At 62.0% G+C, this 19,666-nt stretch carries 22 protein-coding genes, 2 tRNA genes, 1 other RNA gene and 1 other annotated feature; of the genes, 14 read left to right on the top strand and 11 right to left on the bottom strand.

All coding sequences use genetic code 11. The annotated features are described in order from the left end of the window. Positions 1-128: 128 nt before the first annotated feature. Positions 129-896, bottom strand: a complete 768-nt coding sequence (locus DMZ65_RS09770; protein WP_116598722.1) for a COG3904 family protein — start codon at positions 894-896, stop codon at positions 129-131. Next, complete coding sequence (locus DMZ65_RS09775) at positions 893-2,197, bottom strand: hypothetical protein (protein ID WP_116598723.1); 1,305 nt, start codon at positions 2,195-2,197, stop codon at positions 893-895. Before DMZ65_RS09775 ends, DMZ65_RS09770 begins: the two co-directional genes overlap by 4 nt. 150 nt (positions 2,198-2,347) lie before the next feature. Here DMZ65_RS09775 and DMZ65_RS09780 point away from each other — a divergent pair, with 150 nt between their 5' ends. Next, positions 2,348-2,653 (top strand): hypothetical protein, encoded by a 306-nt coding sequence (locus tag DMZ65_RS09780; protein WP_116598724.1) that lies wholly within the window; start codon positions 2,348-2,350, stop codon positions 2,651-2,653. Positions 2,654-2,687: 34 nt separating this feature from the next. Here the strand turns inward: DMZ65_RS09780 and ssrS are convergent. Beyond that, a non-coding RNA gene (ssrS, locus tag DMZ65_RS20185) (6S RNA) lies at positions 2,688-2,844 on the bottom strand. A 152-nt stretch (positions 2,845-2,996) separates the two neighbouring features. On the opposite strand from ssrS, the gene DMZ65_RS09785 reads away from it, so the two are divergent. Continuing rightward, positions 2,997-3,440: an MmcB family DNA repair protein gene (locus tag DMZ65_RS09785; protein ID WP_116598725.1), complete on the top strand. Its 444-nt coding sequence runs from the start codon at positions 2,997-2,999 to the stop codon at positions 3,438-3,440. Positions 3,441-3,471: 31 nt separating this feature from the next. On the opposite strand, the gene DMZ65_RS09790 is transcribed toward DMZ65_RS09785, so the two are convergent. Continuing rightward, a complete protein-coding gene (locus tag DMZ65_RS09790) occupies positions 3,472-3,663 on the bottom strand; it encodes a DUF6324 family protein (RefSeq protein WP_116598726.1) in 192 nt (63 codons plus the stop codon). Between the two features lie 325 nt (positions 3,664-3,988). Here DMZ65_RS09790 and DMZ65_RS09795 point away from each other — a divergent pair. Next, positions 3,989-4,065: transfer RNA gene (locus DMZ65_RS09795), tRNA-His, on the top strand. Positions 4,066-4,272: 207 nt separating this feature from the next. Here the strand turns inward: DMZ65_RS09795 and DMZ65_RS09800 are convergent. The 5 genes from DMZ65_RS09800 to DMZ65_RS09820 form a co-directional block, all read right to left on the bottom strand. Next, positions 4,273-4,461 (bottom strand): DUF2783 domain-containing protein, encoded by a 189-nt coding sequence (locus DMZ65_RS09800; protein ID WP_116598727.1) that lies wholly within the window; start codon positions 4,459-4,461, stop codon positions 4,273-4,275. After that, complete coding sequence (locus DMZ65_RS09805; protein WP_116598728.1) at positions 4,458-6,077, bottom strand: FAD-dependent oxidoreductase; 1,620 nt, start codon at positions 6,075-6,077, stop codon at positions 4,458-4,460. The genes DMZ65_RS09800 and DMZ65_RS09805 overlap by 4 nt, the downstream gene beginning before the upstream one ends. Before the next feature lie 91 nt (positions 6,078-6,168). After that, positions 6,169-7,119 (bottom strand): MBL fold metallo-hydrolase, encoded by a 951-nt coding sequence (locus tag DMZ65_RS09810; RefSeq protein ID WP_116598729.1) that lies wholly within the window; start codon positions 7,117-7,119, stop codon positions 6,169-6,171. 537 nt (positions 7,120-7,656) lie between these two features. Beyond that, positions 7,657-8,817, bottom strand: coding sequence for an N-acetylneuraminate epimerase (locus tag DMZ65_RS09815; RefSeq protein WP_116598752.1), 1,161 nt, complete (start codon positions 8,815-8,817; stop codon positions 7,657-7,659). Between the two features lie 71 nt (positions 8,818-8,888). Next, complete coding sequence (locus DMZ65_RS09820; RefSeq protein WP_116598730.1) at positions 8,889-9,791, bottom strand: dihydrodipicolinate synthase family protein; 903 nt, start codon at positions 9,789-9,791, stop codon at positions 8,889-8,891. Positions 9,792-9,953: 162 nt separating this feature from the next. Here DMZ65_RS09820 and DMZ65_RS09825 point away from each other — a divergent pair, with 162 nt between their 5' ends. From DMZ65_RS09825 to nagA, 8 genes are all read left to right on the top strand, one after another. After that, complete coding sequence (locus tag DMZ65_RS09825) at positions 9,954-10,697, top strand: FCD domain-containing protein (protein WP_232824951.1); 744 nt, start codon at positions 9,954-9,956, stop codon at positions 10,695-10,697. A 47-nt stretch (positions 10,698-10,744) separates the two neighbouring features. Beyond that, positions 10,745-11,707, top strand: a complete 963-nt coding sequence (locus DMZ65_RS09830; RefSeq protein WP_116598754.1) for a DctP family TRAP transporter solute-binding subunit — start codon at positions 10,745-10,747, stop codon at positions 11,705-11,707. 62 nt (positions 11,708-11,769) lie between these two features. Then, positions 11,770-12,249, top strand: coding sequence for a TRAP transporter small permease (locus tag DMZ65_RS09835; RefSeq protein ID WP_116598731.1), 480 nt, complete (start codon positions 11,770-11,772; stop codon positions 12,247-12,249). Then, on the top strand, positions 12,246-13,520 hold the full coding sequence (locus DMZ65_RS09840; RefSeq protein WP_116598732.1) for a TRAP transporter large permease: 1,275 nt from the start codon (positions 12,246-12,248) through the stop codon (positions 13,518-13,520). The genes DMZ65_RS09835 and DMZ65_RS09840 overlap by 4 nt, the downstream gene beginning before the upstream one ends. Before the next feature lie 5 nt (positions 13,521-13,525). Then, complete coding sequence (locus DMZ65_RS09845; protein WP_116598755.1) at positions 13,526-14,221, top strand: N-acetylmannosamine-6-phosphate 2-epimerase; 696 nt, start codon at positions 13,526-13,528, stop codon at positions 14,219-14,221. Positions 14,222-14,229: 8 nt separating this feature from the next. Next, on the top strand, positions 14,230-15,129 hold the full coding sequence (locus tag DMZ65_RS09850; protein WP_116598756.1) for an ROK family protein: 900 nt from the start codon (positions 14,230-14,232) through the stop codon (positions 15,127-15,129). After that, a complete protein-coding gene (gene nagB, locus DMZ65_RS09855) occupies positions 15,126-15,908 on the top strand; it encodes a glucosamine-6-phosphate deaminase (protein WP_116598733.1) in 783 nt (260 codons plus the stop codon). Before DMZ65_RS09850 ends, nagB begins: the two co-directional genes overlap by 4 nt. Next, positions 15,895-17,067 (top strand): N-acetylglucosamine-6-phosphate deacetylase, encoded by a 1,173-nt coding sequence (gene nagA, locus DMZ65_RS09860; RefSeq protein WP_157960590.1) that lies wholly within the window; start codon positions 15,895-15,897, stop codon positions 17,065-17,067. The genes nagB and nagA overlap by 14 nt, the downstream gene beginning before the upstream one ends. Before the next feature lie 22 nt (positions 17,068-17,089). On the opposite strand, the gene DMZ65_RS09865 is transcribed toward nagA, so the two are convergent. Beyond that, entirely contained in the window at positions 17,090-17,422 is a 333-nt protein-coding gene (locus DMZ65_RS09865) for a hypothetical protein (RefSeq protein ID WP_116598735.1), read from the bottom strand. A 339-nt stretch (positions 17,423-17,761) separates the two neighbouring features. Between DMZ65_RS09865 and DMZ65_RS09870 the strand changes: the two genes are divergently transcribed. After that, positions 17,762-17,851, top strand: a tRNA-Ser gene (locus tag DMZ65_RS09870). A gap of 165 nt (positions 17,852-18,016) precedes the next feature. Here the strand turns inward: DMZ65_RS09870 and DMZ65_RS09875 are convergent. Then, positions 18,017-18,568 carry a DUF2793 domain-containing protein gene (locus DMZ65_RS09875; RefSeq protein ID WP_232824952.1) on the bottom strand — a complete coding sequence of 184 codons (552 nt, stop codon included), beginning with the start codon at positions 18,566-18,568 and terminating at the stop codon, positions 18,017-18,019. A 160-nt stretch (positions 18,569-18,728) separates the two neighbouring features. Between DMZ65_RS09875 and DMZ65_RS09880 the strand changes: the two genes are divergently transcribed. Further along, positions 18,729-19,061, top strand: coding sequence for a transposase (locus tag DMZ65_RS09880; RefSeq protein WP_157960591.1), 333 nt, complete (start codon positions 18,729-18,731; stop codon positions 19,059-19,061). Next, positions 19,016-19,132: a sequence feature (AL1L pseudoknot), on the top strand. Its footprint overlaps the gene before it by 46 nt. After that, positions 19,058-19,666, top strand: a 609-nt coding sequence (locus tag DMZ65_RS09885; RefSeq protein ID WP_116598583.1) for an IS3 family transposase, incomplete at its 3' end; no start/stop codon positions are given. It overlaps the preceding feature by 75 nt. The genes DMZ65_RS09880 and DMZ65_RS09885, both read left to right, overlap by 4 nt.

Below are 19,666 nucleotides of genomic sequence, written 5' to 3' on the forward strand. Positions count from 1 at the left end.
TCATCGGTGAATTGGCCGGAACGCTTTGCGAAGATGCCGTCGGATTTGTCCGTATCGGGGATAAATTTGACCAAGGGATGAATCGCGATGGGTGGAGGGGTGTGGGAATGGAGGAAAAGAAAGCCCGGTCAGTCGCTTTGCGTCACAATACGATAGTCTTGCAGTTCGTCAGGCACAAAGACGTAAATCTCGTTCGGGGGGGTCAACAAGGCTGGCTGCATGACGCTGAGTTCGATACCCATTTCTTGCAAGAAAGCCATGACCTCTCCCTGACCGCGCTGGATCGATTCGACGGCGAGAAAGGCAGGCAGAATGGTGTTCTCGCCGAAATAATGTTGATGCACGCCGACCGAGGCCTCTGGTGCCACGGTTCGGGTGACACCGCCCATCAGGATATAGGGGCAGGCGGACAGGCAGACGGTGCGCCCTGCCATGGTGGTGTCCAGTCCGGCCTCGCGGATCGCTCTGCCGATCTGGAGCGCGTCGTCCACGGAGCCGCCCGGTGAATGCAGCGCGATACGCTCGATGTCGGGGTTCGTCTTGAGTGCGTCGGAAAATCGCGCGGCATCGCCTGGCAGGATCGTGCCAGTCACGACAAGGCCGGGGGTGCCGTCCATCTCTGTCGGTTCGAAGAACAGACGCGAGGGCATGTCAGAGGGAATGCCATAAGGCAGCGTCCCCGGTTGGGTCAGGCGGGGCGACGGGTTGAATTTGCGGGTCTGGTCGCCGGGGGCCACGGGCGTGTCAAATTCCGGCTGCTGCGACGGGTTGAACAGGTTTGGCAAAGCCGCGCCCATATCGCCTGCGATCAACAGCACGGCGATGCCGACCTGAAGCGCCAGAATAAGCTTCAATGCGCCTTTCGCGGAGGGGGCAGAAAAACGGGCCGCCGTCACGACCGCGACCTTTCGGGGTCAAGGGGCACGGCATGTGGGCCTTTGCGGTCTTCATCGGTGGGTGTCGGCGTGGCAGAGGGGGGCGGGCCTGCGACAGTTTCGACATCGCGCAGGGCGATGACGGCGGCCCGCAGTTCCGACAGGGTCATGCGGTCCTCGACGGGCACGTTCCTGCGCCCTGTCCGGATGGCACCCTGTGCCACGGCGATGATCAGGACCAGCACGGCCGGCAGCAGATCAATCGCGATGGCACCCGCCCATGAGGGGACAAAATCACCAGCATATCGGATCACCGCGTCGGCGGCGGAGATCGGCGTATAGGCGGTTTCCTCGGGCGCGGGCAGATCCATGACCTCGCGCGCCGCCTGTTGCAGCGTCTGGGCGCGCTGGCCCAACACATCCATGACAGAGGTGATGGTGGCCTGCTGATTGTTGCGCGCATCGGCGCTGCGCCCGTCCAGTTCCGGCAAGACGACGGCCGCGGCCAGATCGGCGGCGGCGCGTTCCACCAAGGGGGCCACCGAGAGCTGCCGCAGAGTGGTGATGATACCCGCCAGCCGCACGGCCTCTTCCGAGAAGATGACCGATCGCGCCTCGACGGGGCCGGTCTCTACCGTCAACTCGCGCATCCGTTTCAGGATCGCGTTGCCCTCGGAAAAGGCCGAAGCGACAAGGCCGGACTGGCTGGCGATCTGGGTTTCCAATCCGGCCAGTTCCGCCGATTTCTGGCGCAGAATGCGAAACACCGCACCGCGCCCGGCAAGCCCCGACAGGTTGCCCTCTGCCTCTTGCTGGGACAGGTCATCCAACGTGGTGCGCACGCGGGCGACGTCGCGTTCCAGCCCCTGCGCGGCCACGGCCACGGAATGGGACTGTTCCAAAGCCCCCTGATAATCCTGAACGGTCCGCGCCAGATGCTGTTCGACAGCGGCGGACCCGGCCAAGGCGGCGGCATTCAGCCAGCTCGACATGGCAACGATCGCGCCGGACCCAAGCAACATGCACAGCACCAGCCCGATCCGGCTGGCCGCCGTCTGCATCGCGGGCAAAAGCCGCATGAGGTAGGACCAGAAGACGAAAATTCCGACAGACACGGCAATCGAATAGGCCGCCGCGGCAAAGAAGCTGAGCGCGCCGGTATTATCCAGCAGCGATGAGACCCCGAGATAGGTGTAGATGCCCGACGCCGTTGCCAGCACCCCCAGCGACGTGCCGGTGATCGTGTCGAGCCAGCTAAGATGCCCTTCGATCTCGCGCGCGTCCCGCATTCGCTGGGTTTGTGCCGTGGTGTCGTCTGTCATGTCTCGCGTTTCCTTTGATCGTGGCGCAGTCGGCACCAGCCCGTGCGTTGATGCAATATGGGCCAAGTTTCGCGCAGTACCATAGGTGGCACCTTGCTTGTGCGCCACAGATGCCTATCTTGTATATAAGAGCACAGGGAGTTTCAGATCATGCCAGCGCTTATCCGACTGTATATCACGCAAGTCGCCATCGGCTTCGGTATTTCCGCAGCGTTTGTGGCCGGGCTGTTGTGGTTTGATGTGGCGCATCTGGGCTATCTGGTAACGCATAGCGATATGGGTCTGCTTGCGGTCGTGATGCTGTGGGTGTTCAACGGCATCGTTTTTGCGGGCGTTCAGTTCGGCATCGCAATCATGCGGATGCAAGACGACGACGAAGGCCCACGCGGTGGTCGCGGCTTGCGTGAATATGCAACGGTGCCTGTCCGGGTCGAGCCGCGCAAGCGTCTGCTTTAAAAGAATTTTCAGGATGTTTCGCAGGGGGTGACGTGGCGGGACCGCACCTTCCGTATGGTTATCTCATTCCGGAGGACCTGTTTATACAGGTGGGCGCCAGGTAACCGAACCAGGGTCCGGACAGAGCCAGCTCCCTCGGAATTGCTTAAGGCCACTGGAATGCAACCGTATTACGAGAAGGGCAGTACCCGCCAATCGCAGAGGTAATACGCCCGCACTGTTCCGACAAGGGGTGTCACGAAATATCGTATGGCTGCCTCGATCAGCGAGAAATATATCGCTCTGTAGGCGGGAATTGTTAAAGAGGCTTGAAGTTCGTTCATCCTTTGTTCACAGTTTGGATATGAGAGATGATCTGCAACCCGGCCAGCTTCTGGCGCGTGGCGTGGCGCGGCACCTGTTTGCGCTTGGCTTTGTCTCGGTCGAGGAATTCGTGCCCGATCGCGGCTTGCGCGTCGATGTTGCCGCATTGGGGCCCAAAGGCGAGATTTGGGTGATCGAGTGCAAATCCAGCCGGGCGGATTTCATGTGCGATGCGAAGTGGCAGGGCTATCTGCCATGGTGCGACAGGTTCTTCTGGGCGGTCGATCAGGATTTCCCGACAGACCTGCTGCCCGAGGAAACCGGGCTTATCATCGCCGATGCTTATGATGCAGAGATCCTGCGCATGGCCCCCGAAGACAGGCTGGCAGGCGCGCGCCGGACCGTGTTGACCCGCAAGATCGCGCAGCACGCGGCAAGACGTTTGCAAGGGCTGCGTGATCCGGATGCCGCGAATTGGGGATAGGCGGGCCGGTCAGGCCGTCCGCGTCTGTCGCTCAGCGTTTGCCGATGCGCTTTGCGGCTTGTGCCGCGGCACGGATTTCCTCGGCGATTTCTTCGGCTTCCTCGGGGTCGAAATCCATCGGGATTTCCTCGTCGCCCGCGTAGATGAACAGACGCACCATGCCCTGATCCGTCGGTCCGATCTGAAGGTTCGCCTCGATGTCTTTTTCGGTGTTGATACCCATCGGTTTTCTCCCAGTGATGGCGCGGGGCTAGCGTTTTGTCCGTTGATTTGCAAGCCGGACTCGTTGCGCATCGTGGATCTGGGATAAGCACAATATCGCAATCTGCCCCAGCGCCATTTCGGATGGCGCGTTAAGCGCAAGGCAACCGCCGCGACGCCTGCACATTTTGCGGTGTCAACGGGCGGTACGAGGCGCGATCAAAAGCCCGGCATACCTTTGCTGCCGACGTTGTTGTATCGTGGGTCTGGATTGATCTGCGAGCGTGCGAATTCCTGACCTAAAGGGCTTGCAATCATATCCGCTTGGCGCTATTCCGCCCGCCAGTGCCGCCTTAGCTCAGTTGGTTAGAGCGCTGGATTGTGGATCCAGAGGTCCCCCGTTCAAGCCGGGGAGGCGGTACCATCAAACTCCGCTACGATATGTACGCCTGTGCCACGGCGAGGGGCAGATGATTGTTTATGGCCGGATTCTACGCCCGCGCCGGTCCATTTGAAGGCTCCCGTTCCGCGCGAGGCACAAAAATGAACTTGTGCTGACGGACCAACCGCGTCCCAGCTGTTCAAATGGCCAAGCGTTAAAACGCGGGCTGCGTCTGGCAATCGCGATCAGCTATTTTACCGCGGCGGCAAGCGCCTGTCGCAGCACGTCGCGGTCCCCGATATGGTTTGCAAGGATCAGGATCAGACGCGCGTTGAGCGCATCGCTTTGGGCCTTGGTCAGCCCGTCATGCGCGGCCAGAAGGTCGGCATAGACATCATCCGGGCTGTCGATATTCGGTTTCAGGATCAAGGCGCTCATATCCGGCCCTCCATTCCCGCAGCGCGGCGCAGGGCCGAGGCTATCTGGTCCGCATCATAGCTGGGGTAGCGCGCTGCGACATGCTGATCCGGGCGGATCAGGTAGACCGCAGTTTCGCTTTCGCCCAGATAGCGGGTTTTGATGTGTCCCATTGGGTCATCCCCGGTTGAGATTGCGACGCGTGTAAGCGACAAACCGTCAATATCCAAAACCTCGGGGGCGTCTGCATTTATTGTCAGCAGGACAAACGCGCCGCCCAGCCGGGACAGAAGAAACCCATCGCCAAGGGGCGCATCGGGGCAGGGCGATCCGGGGCGCGTGCGCTCTGGCCCGGTCAACGCATCGGCCGAGTTCAACGGCGAACCATCATAGGTGCAAGGCACGGACAGGCGGCCGGAATTCACCATGGGGCGGGCAAATCCGTAGCTCTCGCTGAGATCCAGCACCGCGTCGCGGAAGGCCCGGCTGATCTCCGATTTGGGCGTAATGAAATCGGTCGAACGGGTCGAGTTCAGGATGTTCTCGTCCGCGCCATGCAGGCGTTCCATATCATAGCTGTCCATCAGGCTGTCGGGTGCCTTGCCGTCGATCACCAGCGCCAGTTTCCACGCGAGGTTGTCGGCGTCCTGCACGCCTGAATTTGCCCCGCGTGCGCCGAACGGGCTGACCTGATGGGCGGAATCCCCGGCGAACAGCACGCGGCCATGCCGGAAACGTTCCATTCTGCGGCATTGGAAGGTGTAGATGCTGACCCATTCCAGCTCGAACTGCGTGTCCTCGCCCAGCATTGCTTTCAAACGGGGGATGACGTTCTCGGGCTTCTTTTCCTCGGCCTTGTCGATGTCCCAACCCAGTTGCAGGTCAATTCGCCAGACACCATCGGGTTGTTTGTGCAGCAGCGCCGACTGCCCCTTGTTGAAATCGGGGTCAAACCAGAACCAACGTTCCGTCGGGAAAGCCGCCTGCATGACGACATCGGCAATCAGGAAATTATCCTCGAACACGCGGCCGACAAAATCCAGCCCCAGCATCGTCCGGCTGGGCGAGCCTGCGCCATCGCAGGCGACCAGCCAATCGGCCTCGACGTTATAGGGGCCGTCGGGGGTGTCCACCGCAAGCGCGACATGATCGGCATGGGGGGCGATGGCGGTAACGCGGTTCTTGCCGCGCAGCGCGATCTGCTTGCCTTCGGCCTGTAACGCGCGGACACGTTCTATCAGGTGGCGTTCGAAGTAATATTGCTGAAGGTTGATGAATGCCGGGCGCTTGTGACCATCCTCGGGCAGCAGGTTGAAGTCATAGATGCGCCGATCGCCGAAAAACACCTTGCCCTTGTTCCAGATCACGCCCTTGTCGACCATGGGCTGGCCGCAGCCAAGCCGATCTAGGATTTCCAAGGGGCGTTTGGCGAAGCAGATGGCGCGCGAGCCGGAACTGACCCTGTCATTGTCGTCCAGCACCACAACCGGCACGTCCTGTTGCGCCAGATCAATCGCGGTGGCAAGCCCGACCGGCCCCGCGCCGATGATGATGACCGGATGGCGCACAGGTGTTGCCGCATCCTGGTCGGCGCTGCGCGCGTAAGGGTAAAGCGCCGTGTCGCAGATCTTGGTCATCGCGGTGCTCCCGTTTCTTCGGAAGGTGGGAGGCCGAAGAATGAAGCCTCCCGTGCTTTGGACAGGCCCAAATCGGGCCGTGCCGACAAAGTCAGCCTTGCAAAGCCTCCCACATCTCGATGTCTCGCTGTGCCGTCCAGATGCGCGGGGTGTCGATGCCGCGTGCCTCGTCATAGGCGCGGGCAACGTTGAAGGGCAGACAGTGTTCATAGATCGCATAATCGGCGAATTTCGGGTCGCATTCGGCGCGCACGGCATCCCATGCCTCTTTCAGGCTGCCGCCCCGCGCGGCGACGCGCGCGGCTGGTATATAGGTGCTTTCGACAAAATCGCGGGTGTTTTCCAAAGCGGAATTGACCATGTCGCGGCCCAGCAGGGCATCACCACGTCCGGGTGCGATGGCGTCCAGATCGAAGGACGCAATATTGTCGAGCGTATCGCCCCAGTCGCCGAAATGCCCGTCGCCGCAATAGCAGGCACTGTGATATTCCACGATGTCGCCGGTGAACATGACGTTCTGATCCGGCACATGAATGACAATGTCGCCCGCCGTATGCGCGCGGCCCAGATGCATCAGATCTACCCGGCGGTTGCCTAGGTAGACCGTCATGGCATCGTTGAAGGTGGTGGTGGGCCAGGTCAGGCCGGGTATGCTTTCATGTCCTTCGAAAAGGCGCGGGAAACGCTGGAATTCACTGTCCCAGTCTTCCTGTCCGCGTTCGACGACCATGGCGCGGGCCTGCTCGCCCATGATGACCTGATCGGCACCGTAGGCGGACGCACCCAGCACGCGCACCGCGTGATAATGGGTCATCACGACATGGCTGATCGGCTTGTCAGTGACCTCGCGCACCTTTTCGATCACCATGTTTGCCAGGCGCGGCGTTGCCTGGGCCTCGACGATCATCACGCTGTCATCGCCGATAATGACGCCGCTATTGGGATCGCCCTCTGCGGTGAAGGCCCACAACCCGTCGCCTACCTCGGTGAAGCTGATCTTCTTTTCGCCCATGTCGCCCTGGGACGCGAATGCCTTGGCCATCAGTGATCCTCTCTTGCACGTCGGAACGAAGGAATTCGCGGGACGTGCCAAATGTTGTAGTCCCGCCCGAAGCGTCAGGCGGATCAGGTGCTTAGCAAACGGTTCGTGTTGCGTTGGCCGCTGCGGCATTGCGCGCCGACCCCGGCAATGCCATGCTATTGGCGAGGATCGGCCAGCGCAAGGCAGTCGGGATCACGCGCCAGCAGTCTGCCCGCGCGGCATGGGCTTGGTGAGTGACCAAAGCTCGGTCAATATTGCGAGTTTAGTCACGCGATCTTTGCCTCGACCGTTTGATGCTTGGGTGAAGGCTCTCTTGACGTGCAGTCGCCGAAACAAGGCAACACTCCCCGCCTTTCTCACCCAAAGCTCCGACAGCCCAGGCGGTGCGGACGAGATGTCCTGCCCACCCGACCATCCTGAAACGCAAGCGTTCACTTTGGCAAAGCGGCCCTTGCTGCAATGATCCGCTGAGCATCATCCTTTTGATGCGAAGATGTGGCAGTCGGCGCGAGTGGCTGCGCCGACTGTCGATTGGTGTCAGTCTACAATCGCCAGCGCTTCGCCGTCCCACTGGATCAGGAAAACGTCGGTGCGTGCCGCTCTTTCACTGTCTTCGCCGCCAACAACGAGAAGCCCGTCCTCGACCGCGAAAGATCCACCATAGGCCAGCCCTTCAGGCAATTCACCGACCTGAGACCACGCGTCGTCTTGCAGCGCGAAAACCTCGGCGGCCCAGTGTTTATCAAGCCCGTAATGGGCATACCAGTTCCCGGCTTCGGCTGCGGCCTGCGCGCCAAGGAAGTTGGCACCGCCGGCAACCAGAACGCCATTTTCGGTCAAGGCGCTGTAGGCTCCGGCAAGGCCTTCCTGCACATCGCTGCCTTCGGGTGCCGGAACCGGGGCCACTTCCGACCATTCTGCCACATCCGCACCAAAGGTGACGGATTTGACCGCGTCGGTGCGCAGCCCCGGCTTGATCTCACCGTTGACGATCAGGAATGATCCGGGCGCGGTTTCAACCACGGCGGAGCCGGTATTCGGCAGTTCGGGATTGGCACCAAGGTCGCCCCACGCATTTGCGGCGGGGTCATAGGTCAAGACCATGTCGTTCCAGCGGTAATCCTTCGGCTCCATCCCCATGTAGGAATCGACCACCTCATTCCAGGCGTCGGGATCGGCTTCCTTGTCGATGGCCAGAACCTCGGAAAGATACTTGTCGAAAAGCTCTTTGTTGTAACCGCCGAGAATGGCGATGCGGCCATCGGACAGCGTGACCGCACTGGCACCCAGCAGGCCGACCGGCGTGGAGGTGTCGAGCGTTTCCCAGCCGTCGGTTTGGGGATCATAACGGCTGACCGTTTCGAAGATGATCGGGGATGTCGCATCGGGCGTTGCGTTGCCGGATCCGCTGAAGACATAAAGTGCACCGTTCGAGACCGCTGTCGCGGGCTGCGACGGGGCAGGGCCGTCGAATTCGGCAAGTGCTTGCCAGCCGGCGGCGATGTCATTCAGATCCAGCGCAAAAACCTGCGTGCCGGCACTGCCCAGGCCGACGATCAGTTGGTCGCCGATGCGTTCGGCGATGCCGTTCTTCACGCCGACGGGCAGATCTGGCCAATTCTCAGCCATCGCAGTTCCGGCGGTCGCGGCGAGGGCAAGCGCGGCTGCTCCTCCAAGAATTTGGGTGCGTAATGTCATCGTATAGTTTCCTCCTGTGGTGATGTTGCCGGTGCCTGCGGCCGAACTTTTGGTTCGGGCAGGGTGCGCCTTCAAACCAGCCAGGGTTTGATTTCGGGGCGCTCAAGGACGGTGCGCATATGCGCTTCGGCCTTATCTTCGGACATGCGCAGGGTCATGGGCGCGCGCGTCTGGCCACAATCGATGCCAAGGACGCGGAAGGCGGCCTTCATGCCCGGCAGAACGCCGGTCTCCAGAAGCGCCTCGACAAAGATCTGGGATGCGTCCTGCAATTGCTGTGCGCGGGGCAGGTCGCCATCGCGCAGGGCGGTGTCCAGCGCAACATAAAGCTTGCCGAGGATGTTGTAGGTCGTTCCGATGCCGCCATCTGCGCCCAGCACGCCTCCGGTCATGTAAATCTCGTCGAAGCCGAAGAAATAGCTGCTGTCGGGGCGGCGGCGGCGCAGCATCGAGAACTTGAACAGGTCGGTCGAGGTGAATTTGATTCCGGCGACGTTTGGCAGATCGAGGATGCGCACAAGCGAGTTCAGCGCGATCGGGCGGCCGGTGCGTACCGGCACCTCGTAGACGATCAGCGGCAGGTCGGTGGCGGCGGCCAGATCCGTGTAATACCCTTCGATCTCGGCGTCGCTGAACGGGTAGGAATGCGGCGGCAGGGCCGACAGCGCATGATACCCCAGATCCGAGGCGCGCTGTGCCAAACGGACAGAATCGCGCAGGTTGGGCAGGCCGACATGGGCGATCAGTCTTGCGCCGCTATCCTTGGCGCAATCGGCGACGACACCCTGCTGCTCGGCAAGCTCGTCCACCCCCAGAAGGCCCGATTCGCCGCTGCTGCCGCCGACATATAGCCCGGCCAGCCCCTGCTTGAGGACATAGTCGGTCAGGCCTCGCTGTCGGGTTTCGTCGAAGGCCCCGTCATCAGCGAGGCCAGTCATCAGCGCGGCATACATGCCAGTCAGTCGTTCGGTCATCGTCGGGCTCTACCTTTTGCCATGCCGCGCCATTGTGACAAGCCGGGATCCGGCTGGACTAACAAAAGCACGGCGATAAATCATTTCTGGCAATATACGAATGAATTTTAGTTTGACAAGATAATAATATGGTAATACCAAATGCAGTAAGAGGAGAGACCATTGGACACTGATGCTGCTGATATCCATGCGCCCCGACGCACGCCGGACCTGATCGCCGATACGCTGATCGGTGAGATCCGGGGCGGGGTGTTCGCGCCCGACGCGCCTCTGCCGACAGAGCGCGACCTGTGCGAGCGGTTCTCTGCTTCGCGGCCCACGGTGCGCGAGGCGCTGGCCCAGATGCAGATGCGCGGCTATCTTACCGCCGGGGCGGGCAAGCGGCCTCGCGCGACACTTCCCTCGATTGCGACGGTGCTGCGAGGGACCGGCGATCTGATCCGTGAAGTGCTGGGCGACGCCGAAAGCGGCGCGCATCTTGAGCAAATGCGCCAGTTCATCGAAACCGGTGCCGCACGCGAGGCTGCAAAGCGTGCCGACAATATCCAGCTGGCCAAGTTGCAGGCCGCGCTTGAGAAGAACTTCGACGCTGTCGGTACGGCCGATTTTGCGCCGACCGACATCGCGTTCCATCGCGCCCTTGTTTCGGTTGTCGGCAATCCGGTCATTCTGACGCTGCACGACATGTTCGTCAGCACGATGATCGCGCAACGACCCCCGACGCCGAATGCACTGCGCTACGATCAGATCGCCTATGACGAACATCGCGAGATCTATCAGGCGGTTCTGGATGGCGATGTCGTCACCGCGACCGATGTGATGGATCGGCATCTGACGCGGTCCTATCGGGCGCGGCTCAAGGCACCGCAGCTGTCGCCGGAAACCGGCGGACGCACCACGCACTGACAACCGGCGGACCTGTCCGCCATTCATCGAACATCAAGGAGGATATGATGAAACTCAAGACAACTCTTTTCGCCTGTGCGGCGACCCTGGCGCTGGCCGCTCCGGCGATGGCCGAACGTGAGCTGACCTTCGGTCTGCAAGACAACGAAGCCTCGAACGTCTACAAGGGCGCGCAGGAATTCGCATCCAAGCTGGAGGAAATCTCGGGCGGTGAGCTGACCGTGAACCTGTTCCCGTCCTCGACGCTTGGCGATTTCAAGGCGATGGTCGCGCAGCTTCAGGCGGGCGAGCTGGACATGGTCATCACCGGCTATCCCGACATGAGCTATATCATTCCCGAACTGAACCTGATCGGCGCGCCTTACGTTGCCGACGATTTCGCCCATCTCAAAGACATCATCGCCGGTGACTGGGGTCAGGAAATGTCGGCGAAGTTCGAGGAAAAGGGCGTTCATCTTCTGGATGTCTGGTATTACGGCACCCGCCAGACCACATCGAACCGGGCGATCGAATCCATCGACGACATGGCGGGTTTGCGTCTGCGCACGCCCAACGTGCCCTTCCTGATCGCCTATGCGGAAAATGTCGGCGCGACGCCCGCTCCGGTCGCCTTCGCCGAGGTTTATCTTGCGCTTCAGACCAATCAGGTCGACGCCGAGGAAAACCCGTTGCCGACCATCGAGGCGATGAAGTTCTACGAGGTTCAAAGCCATGTCGCGATGACCAACCATTTCGTCGCCTCGGCGGCGGTGCAGATTTCCGACGATCTGTGGGACAGCCTGAGCGACGACGAAAAGGGCTGGATCACCGAGGCGGTCGCGGCCGGTGGCGAGTTGAACAACAGCCTGACCCAACAGGCCGAGGAAGACCTGATCGCCACCTTTGAAGAGCGCGGCCTGACCATCACCCGCCCCGATCTGGCACCGTTCCGCGACGCGATGCAGCCCTATTACGACACGCTCGAAGAGCAGTTCGGTGAAGGTGCCATCGCCCGCGTGCGCGGCGAATAAGCAATCTTTCTGCGGGCGTTGCTGCGCCCGCAGAAATCATCTGTCCGGAGGGGGCTAGGCCGTTGAAATATCCGCGTAACTACAGCATCGAGGGCATCGTCGCATCGGTGCTTTTCATCGTTCTGATCGGTGTCGTCCTGATCCAGGTCTTTGGTCGCACGCCGCTGTTTCGCGGCCCGGTCTGGACCGAAGAGGCCGCGCGTTGGCTTTGGGTCTGGATGGCCTTCATCGGCATTGCCGAGGTCGAACGTCAGGACGGTCAGCTCAAGATGGCCTTTCTGGCAGAGCTGCTGCCAGCCGGTGCGCGCCGCATCCTCTATACCGTGATCGACCTCGTCTATCTGGGTATTGTCGGGCATCTGACCTGGATCGGTTACAGGACCGTTCTGCGGACCTGGGACAACGTCACCGTCACCCTGCCGACAACCGACGCGGTGCTTTACGCTTCCGGCCTTGTCGCCGCCATCCTGATATTCCACCGGATCGTGCGCCGCCTGCTGGGCCGCCGCGATGTTTCTGTCACGCGGGAGCCAACACTATGATCCTTGCCACCGTCGGTATTCTTTGGCTGATCTTCGTGCTGATCGGTGTGCCCATCGGGATCGCCATGATCTTCGTGTCGATGGGCTATTTTTATTACACCGGCATGGGCATCAGCTTTGCCATGCAGCGGATGACGGACGGGCTCAACAGCTTTCCGCTGCTTGCCGTGCCGCTGTTCATTCTGGCGGCGGGTGTGCTGAACTCGGCGGGCATCACCAATCACCTGTTTGGTTTCGCGCGCAGTCTTGTCGGCCATGTCACCGGCGGGCTGGGGCATGTCAACGTTTTGGCGTCGCTGTTCTTTTCCGGCATGTCTGGCTCGGCCTTGGCCGATGCCGGCGGTCTGGGCAAGATGGAGATCGAGGCGATGCGCGACGCGGGCTATGACGACGATTTCGCCGGTGCCGTGACCGCCGCCTCGTCGATGATCGGCCCGCTGGTGCCGCCCTCCATCACCATGGTGCTGTATGGCGTGATCGCCAACGTCTCGATCGGCAAGCTGTTTCTGGGGGGCATCGTTCCGGGTGTCTTGTGTGCCGTGGCGCTGATGGTCATGGTCTGGTTCATCGCCCGCAAACGCGACTACCCGCGCGATCCGCGCAGCTCTGCGGGTGAAATCGGCACGCTGTTTGTGAAATCCCTGCCTGCGCTGATGACCCCGGTGGTCATCGTCGGCGGCATCTTCTCGGGTCTGTTCTCGCCCACCGAAGCCGCGGCGATCACCGTGCTTTACGCGATCATGATCGACCTGATCTTTTACCGCGAACTGACCTTCCGCAAGCTGTGGGACTCGATCTATGACACCACGGTCACATCGGCCTCCATCGCGACAATCGTGGCGGGTGTCGGATTGCTGAGCTTTATCATGGCACGCGAGCAGGCACCGCAGCAGATCGCCACCTTCTTCCTGTCAATCGCCGACAGCCCGGTCACTTTCCTGATCGCGGTCAATCTGATGATCTTCTTTCTGGGTTGTTTTATCGAGGCGTTGGTGATCCTGCTGGTGGTCGTGCCCATTCTGGTGCCGGTTGCCATGGGCTTTGGCATCGACCCTGTGCATTTCGGCATCATCACCGTGCTGAACCTGATGATCTCGATCCTGACGCCGCCGATGGGCATGGCCCTGTTCGTGGTGGCCCAGGTCGGCGGCATTCCCTATCAGCGTCTGGCAAAGGCGATCCTGCCTTGGCTGATCCCGCCCTTCGTGGTTCTGATCCTGGTCTGCGCCTTCCCGATCCTGTCAACCGGCCTTCCGAGCCTGATGGACTGATGAACATGACTGTACTTGAAACCTTGCGCGGCGGTCTTGTCGTGTCCTGTCAGCCGGTCGATGACGGGCCGCTGGATCACCCCGAGATTGTCGCCGCGATGGCCACCGCCGCCGTGGCGGGGGGCGCGGCTGGTTTGCGGATCGAGGGCGCGGAAAACCTTGCCGCTGTCAGGCCGCGCGTGTCGGTGCCGATCATCGGTATCCTCAAGCGCGATCTTGACGACAGCCCGGTCCGGATCACGCCTTATTTGGCCGATGTAAAGGCGCTGGCAGAGGCCGGGGCCGACATCATCGCCTATGACGCCACAGACCGGCCCCGCCCGGAAACGACGGCAGCGACCGTTGCAGCAATCCACGCGGCAGGAAAGCTGGCGATGGCCGATTGCTCCAGCCTTGAAGATGGCAAGCGGGCGCTGAAGGAAGGGGCCGCGATCCTCGGCACCACGCTGTCGGGCTATACCGAGCAGACCGCCGGTCGAAGCGAGGGCGTGGACTATGACCTGATCCGCGCCTTTCACGATCTGGGCGCTTTCGTCATGGCCGAGGGCCGGGTCAACACGCCCGAGCTTGCAGGCAGCGCGATGGCTGCCGGGGCGGATGCGGTCACGGTCGGCACGGCCCTGACGCGGCTGGAACATGTCACCGGTTGGTTCCATGATGCGGTTGCACAGGTCGTCGCACGGACTGTCGAGACGCGGTAATGCAGAACATGACACGCAGCACCCTGACCGGATTTGCCGCCGATCTGGGCGGGACAAAGATCGCCGCCGCGCGGATCGAGCAAGGCGTCGTGGCCGAACGGCTGATCGCGCCGACCGATGCCGCCGCCGATCCCGATGCCCAGATCGCGGCGATCCGAACCCTGCTGGACAAGCTCGGCCACGAACATGGCGCGCCTCTGGGTGTCGCTGTTGCCGGACGGGTCGACAGGGCAGGGGCGTGGCACGCGGTCAATCGCGGCACGCTGCCTGCCATCCTTGGCTTTGCGCTGGAACAGACTTTGGTGCGCGATCTGGGGGCTGCGACATGTCTGAACGATGCCGCCGCCGCCGCCTTGGCCGAAGGCCTGTTCGGCGCGGGAAGCCGCAGTGACAGCTTTGCGTATCTTACCGTGTCCACCGGTGTCGGCGGCGGGCTGGTCATCGCGAACCAATTGATTGCCAGCGAGAGCGGGCTGGCCGGGCATGTCGGCTTTGTCTCCAGCCGTCACGCCAGCGGACCCTGCGGCAGCGGTCGCATGGCAACGGTCGAAAGCATTGCGGGCGGTCGCGGTATCGCCGCCGCCGCTGCGGCTGCCGGTCACGCCGATACGGACGCGCGCGCGGTGTTTGCCGCCGCGGCCAACGGGCAGGGCTGGGCCGACCGGATCATCGCAACCTCCGCCAGCGCGGTGGCGACCCTGATCGGCGATCTGACTGCCATTCTGGGACTCGACACGGTGGCGATGGGCGGAAGTATCGGGCTGGCACCTGGATATATCGACCGCACCCGCGAAGCACAGGCCGAAGAGCCTAAGCTGTTTCGCCCGCGTCTTGTGCCCGCAACGCTTGGCCATGACGCACCGCTGATCGGCGCGCTGGCGGCACATCTGAGAAAGGAAACCCCATGAAGGTCTTGATCCTTCCCGACGAACAGGCGGCCATGCAGCGTGCCGCTGATATTGTGGCACGCACCGTGACCGCGACACCCGATGCCGTTCTGGGGCTGGCAACCGGCGGCACGATGCTGCCGCTTTACGAGGCGCTGGCACAGCGTCACCGCGAGGACGGGCTTTCGTTTGCAAAAACGACCAGCTTCAACCTTGACGAATATATCGGGCTGGCACCGGATCATCCCTGCTCTTATCACACTTATATGCAGGACGCGTTCTTCAGCCATGTCGATATCGACCCGGCGCGCGCCCATCTGCCGAAAGGCGATGCCCCCGATCCGCAAGCGGCGTCGCTGGAATACGAGGCGCTGATCGCGGCCGCGGGCGGCATTGATCTGCAACTTCTGGGGATTGGCCAAAACGGGCATATCGGCTTTAACGAACCGACCGCCAGCCTTGGCTCGCGCACGCGGGTCAAGACCCTGACGACAAGCACCCGTCGCGCCAACCAGCGCTATTTCGCATCCTTTGAAGAGACCCCGCGCTACGCCATAACCATGGGGGTCGCCACCATCCTCGCCTCCAGGGCCTGTGTGTTGCTCGCCACCGGAGAGGCCAAGGCCGACGCCGTCCTGCGCATGGTCGAGGGGCCGCTGAGCGCCGCTTGCCCGGCCTCGGCGTTGCAGCTTCACGCCTCTGCGACGGTCATACTCGACAAGGCGGCGGCAGGGGCGCTGACATTCACGGATTATTATGAAAACGTGCATCCGGGAGGACGCGACAGTGCCTTCGACTGAGCCGGAACATCCGCAACGCGTCTTCGCGCATCAGCTATATGACGGGATCTGCGCCGATCTGCGCCCCGACCAGATCATCGAGATGGCCAACGGGCGGATCACCGCTGTCCGGGCCGCGACCGCAGGCGATGCGCAGGACCGGACCGCCGTCGAGTTCGATCTGGTAGCACCCGGCTTCATCGACCTTCAGATCAACGGGGCAGGGGACACGCAGTTCAACTTTGACCCAAGCCCCGAGGCTCTAGGGCGGATCGCGGCCGGGGCACGGCAGGGCGGCACCGCCTATATCCTGCCCACGTTCATTACCGCAGCGGGGCGTGATTACGCCCGCGCGATCAGCGCCGTGCAGGAGGCCATCACCCAGGGCGTGCCGGGCATAATCGGGCTGCATCTTGAAGGTCCGTTCCTGTCTCATGCGCGCCCCGGTATCCACGACCCGAGCGCGATCCGCGCCATGGATGCCGAGGATCTTGACCGGCTGACCGCCGCGCAAATCGGCACGCTGCTGTTGACCGTTGCGCCCGAAAACCTGCCTTCGGGCGCCTTGTCGCGCCTGACCGCAGCCGGTATCCGCGTCTTTGCCGGGCATAGCGAGGCCAGCGCCGACCAGATCGCGCAGGCCGAGGCCGAGGGCCTTGTCGGCGTCACGCATCTGTTCAACGCAATGTCGCAGATGACCGGGCGCGAACCGGGGGTCGTGGGGGCCACGCTGGCCTCGCAAGGTCTGTTTGCCGGAATCATCGCGGATGGGCATCATGTCGACTGGCGCAACGTCGCGACCGCAGCGCGGCTGATGCCGGACCGGCTGTGCCTGGTGACCGACGCGATGTTGACCCTGGCCGGCCAGTTGACCGGGTTCGAACTTCACGGCGAGACGATCGAATTGCGCGGCACGCGATTGACAAACAAAACCGGGCGTCTGGCAGGCGCGCATATCAGCATGATCGACAGCGTGCGGAACATGATGGATCACGCGGGGCTTAGCCTGCTCGATGCTTTAAGGATGGCGACAGCAAACCCAGCCCGCGCATTGGGCCGGGCCGGGGAGATCGGGACAGTGCAACCGGGTGCGCGTGCGACACTCACCTGCCTGACACAAAGCCTGGACGTGGCCGCGGGTATGATCGATGGTCTGTTGCTGGATTTCAATAGCGGTTGATCCGGAGGGTGACGCCAAATGTCTATGCGCGCAGATTGATCAACCGCTGCCGGAACGCGATGTTTTGGGCGGCACACCCGGCAAAACAGGTTTGTTTCCGGACGCGCGGCAATGGCATGATGCAATCATCGTCAGAGCTTCTCAGGGCAAGTTGATCTGCTGGGTATGGATCGCGGTATTCTGTCTTGCAGACCGCATTCGCTCCGTGCACATGACTTGAAGCTGATGCGGTGGATCGACGAACCGCAGATAGAAACTTTGTCAGCGCACCGCTGAATGATGAACCGTCTGCTTCGGCAAAAAGCTTCTCAACCGGACGTCTGCGTGTCGCAACCTGCATGGAGATCTTCGGCATCGATGCGCTGCTCGATCGCAAACCGGACTCAAGCACAGGATACAGGCTACATGAACCGGTGACGTTGGTGTAAACCCCCTGGATCAAACGGGCCGGCGTTTCGGGTGCCGCGGCCTGAGCAGGCACGATCAATCACTCTTTATGCACATCACAGTAGAGGGGCGCAGGCTTGCTCAAGATGCGCGCTGACCTTACATGCTACAAGCGTATATTTGGGCCTTGGGCGTCATAGCCAGATCGCTTCATCCTCAATCAGGTCCATCAGATTCCGGGACTGAACAACCGACAAGAATTTAGAGGGTTGCGAGCCGTGAGTAAGCCGTGCTAAGCGCCCATCACGGAGCGGTGGCCGAGTGGTCGAAGGCGCACGCCTGGAAAGTGTGTAGGCGGGAGACCGTCTCCAGGGTTCGAATCCCTGTCGCTCCGCCATTATCCCGCGCGAAAGCGTTCTCCCCATCCGGCTACGGTCGGATTTTTCCGTTGTTTTCGAGGGTTATGCGGGAGAGGCTGAACACCGGTCACTTTGCCGGGAGGCCCGGAAGTGGACTCTCAGGGCCGATATTCTCTGGACCTGTTAACCGCATGCAATCCGGATCAGATCGCCATACTGTTGAAATCATGAGGTTTAAATTGCATCAGTACTGCGCACAGTTTGCAGTACGGTTCGCCAAGCTGCCGGAACCCTGTGCCGCCCTCGGCGACGGTCTTCGCCGTCCAGAGCGCGGCGTTGAGCTTGGCAGAGAACGGGTTCGAGGCGTCCGCCGTTGTGCCGAGGCCGAGCAGGGCGAGGTTCTGCAACGCCGTCGGTGTGGTCCCTATCCAACCCGCGCCGTCATAGACCAGCAGCAGGCTCTCGTCCTCGACCCAAGCTCGCCAGCCGGTCCGGGGCGACAGGCGCAGCCAGGCCCCATCCGTGAACAGCGCCACGTGCAGGTCCCAGCCCACCCAGTCGCCCGTCGCGCCCGAGCCGACGATGTAGCGGTCGCCGTCGGCGGGGCTGCCAGGCGGCGCAGTTAGGTCCCGGTCGAGCACCGAGAGCTGGACCAGCCCGTCGAGCAGCCGCAGCGCCTCGTTGTGGGTGACATGCTTTTGGGCCTGCGCTGCAAGGATGTATGGCAGCAGCAGATGGGTCGTGGAGGCGGACATGGGCCCTCAGAATGTGAGCGTGACGGTTTTCGGCGCGCCCCGCCCCACGAGGGCGGAGAGCTGGAAGATGCGGATGTCGAGCAATTCGCCGGGGCCGAGCGGTGCGCCCCTGAACCGCCCCGGGTTTACCGGAGAGTAAAACACTCAAAGGATGAGCCCTATGACAAAGCAGAGCTTCACCCCGGCCTATCCGGCCGAGCTTCGCGAACGCGGTGTTCGGCTTTTTCGAGAGAACTGCGCCGACTACGCCAGTGACACGGTAGCCTACAAGGCGATTGCGTCGAAGCTTGGTTGCTCTCCTGACAGCCTGCGCGTCTGGTGTCAGCGGGCTGAACGCGATGCCGGTCAGCGTAGCGGTCTGACGAGCGCGGAGAAAGACCGGATCAAGGAGTTGGAGCGCGAGGTTCGTGAACTTCGCCAAGCCAACGAGATCCTGAAGAAGGCCAGCGCATATTTCGCAGCGGCGGAACTCGGCCGTCCGTTCCGCAAATGATCGCGTTCATCGATGATCACCGTTATGTCCATGGTGTCAGGCCGATCTGCCGGTTTCTGGGGATCGCACCATCGACTTTCTACGCCTTCAAGGCCGTGGAGCGTGATCCCGATCCGGCATCGGCTCGCACCAGGCAGGACCGGCTGGACATGGTCGCCATCAAGGAGGCCCTCGATGGCAGCCGGGGACGATATGGCGCGCGCAAGGTTTGGCACCAGTTGCGCCGAGGCGATCACGACATCGCCCGCTGCACGGTGGAACGGCTGATGCGAACCATGGGATTGCAAGGTGTTGTGCGCAGCAAGAAGGTCGTCACCACCAATCCCGATGCGGCACAGCCTTGCCCGGACGACAAGGTGAACCGCGCTTTCGTGGCAGACATGCCGAACCAACTCTGGGTCAGCGATTTCACCTATGTCTCAAGCTGGCAGGGCATGGTCTGCGTGACCTTCACCATCGGCGTTTTCGCCCGCAAGATCGTTGGCTGGCGTGCCTCGACCTCGATGACGACTGGTTTCGTCTTGGATGCCCTGAACCAGGCCATCTGTCAGCGCCCACCCTCCGAGGCTGACAAGCTGATCCATCACAGCGATCGCGGCAGCCAA

It is taken from the genome of Primorskyibacter marinus (assembly GCF_003313245.1).
Classification (GTDB): Bacteria; Pseudomonadota; Alphaproteobacteria; order Rhodobacterales; family Rhodobacteraceae; genus Primorskyibacter; species Primorskyibacter marinus.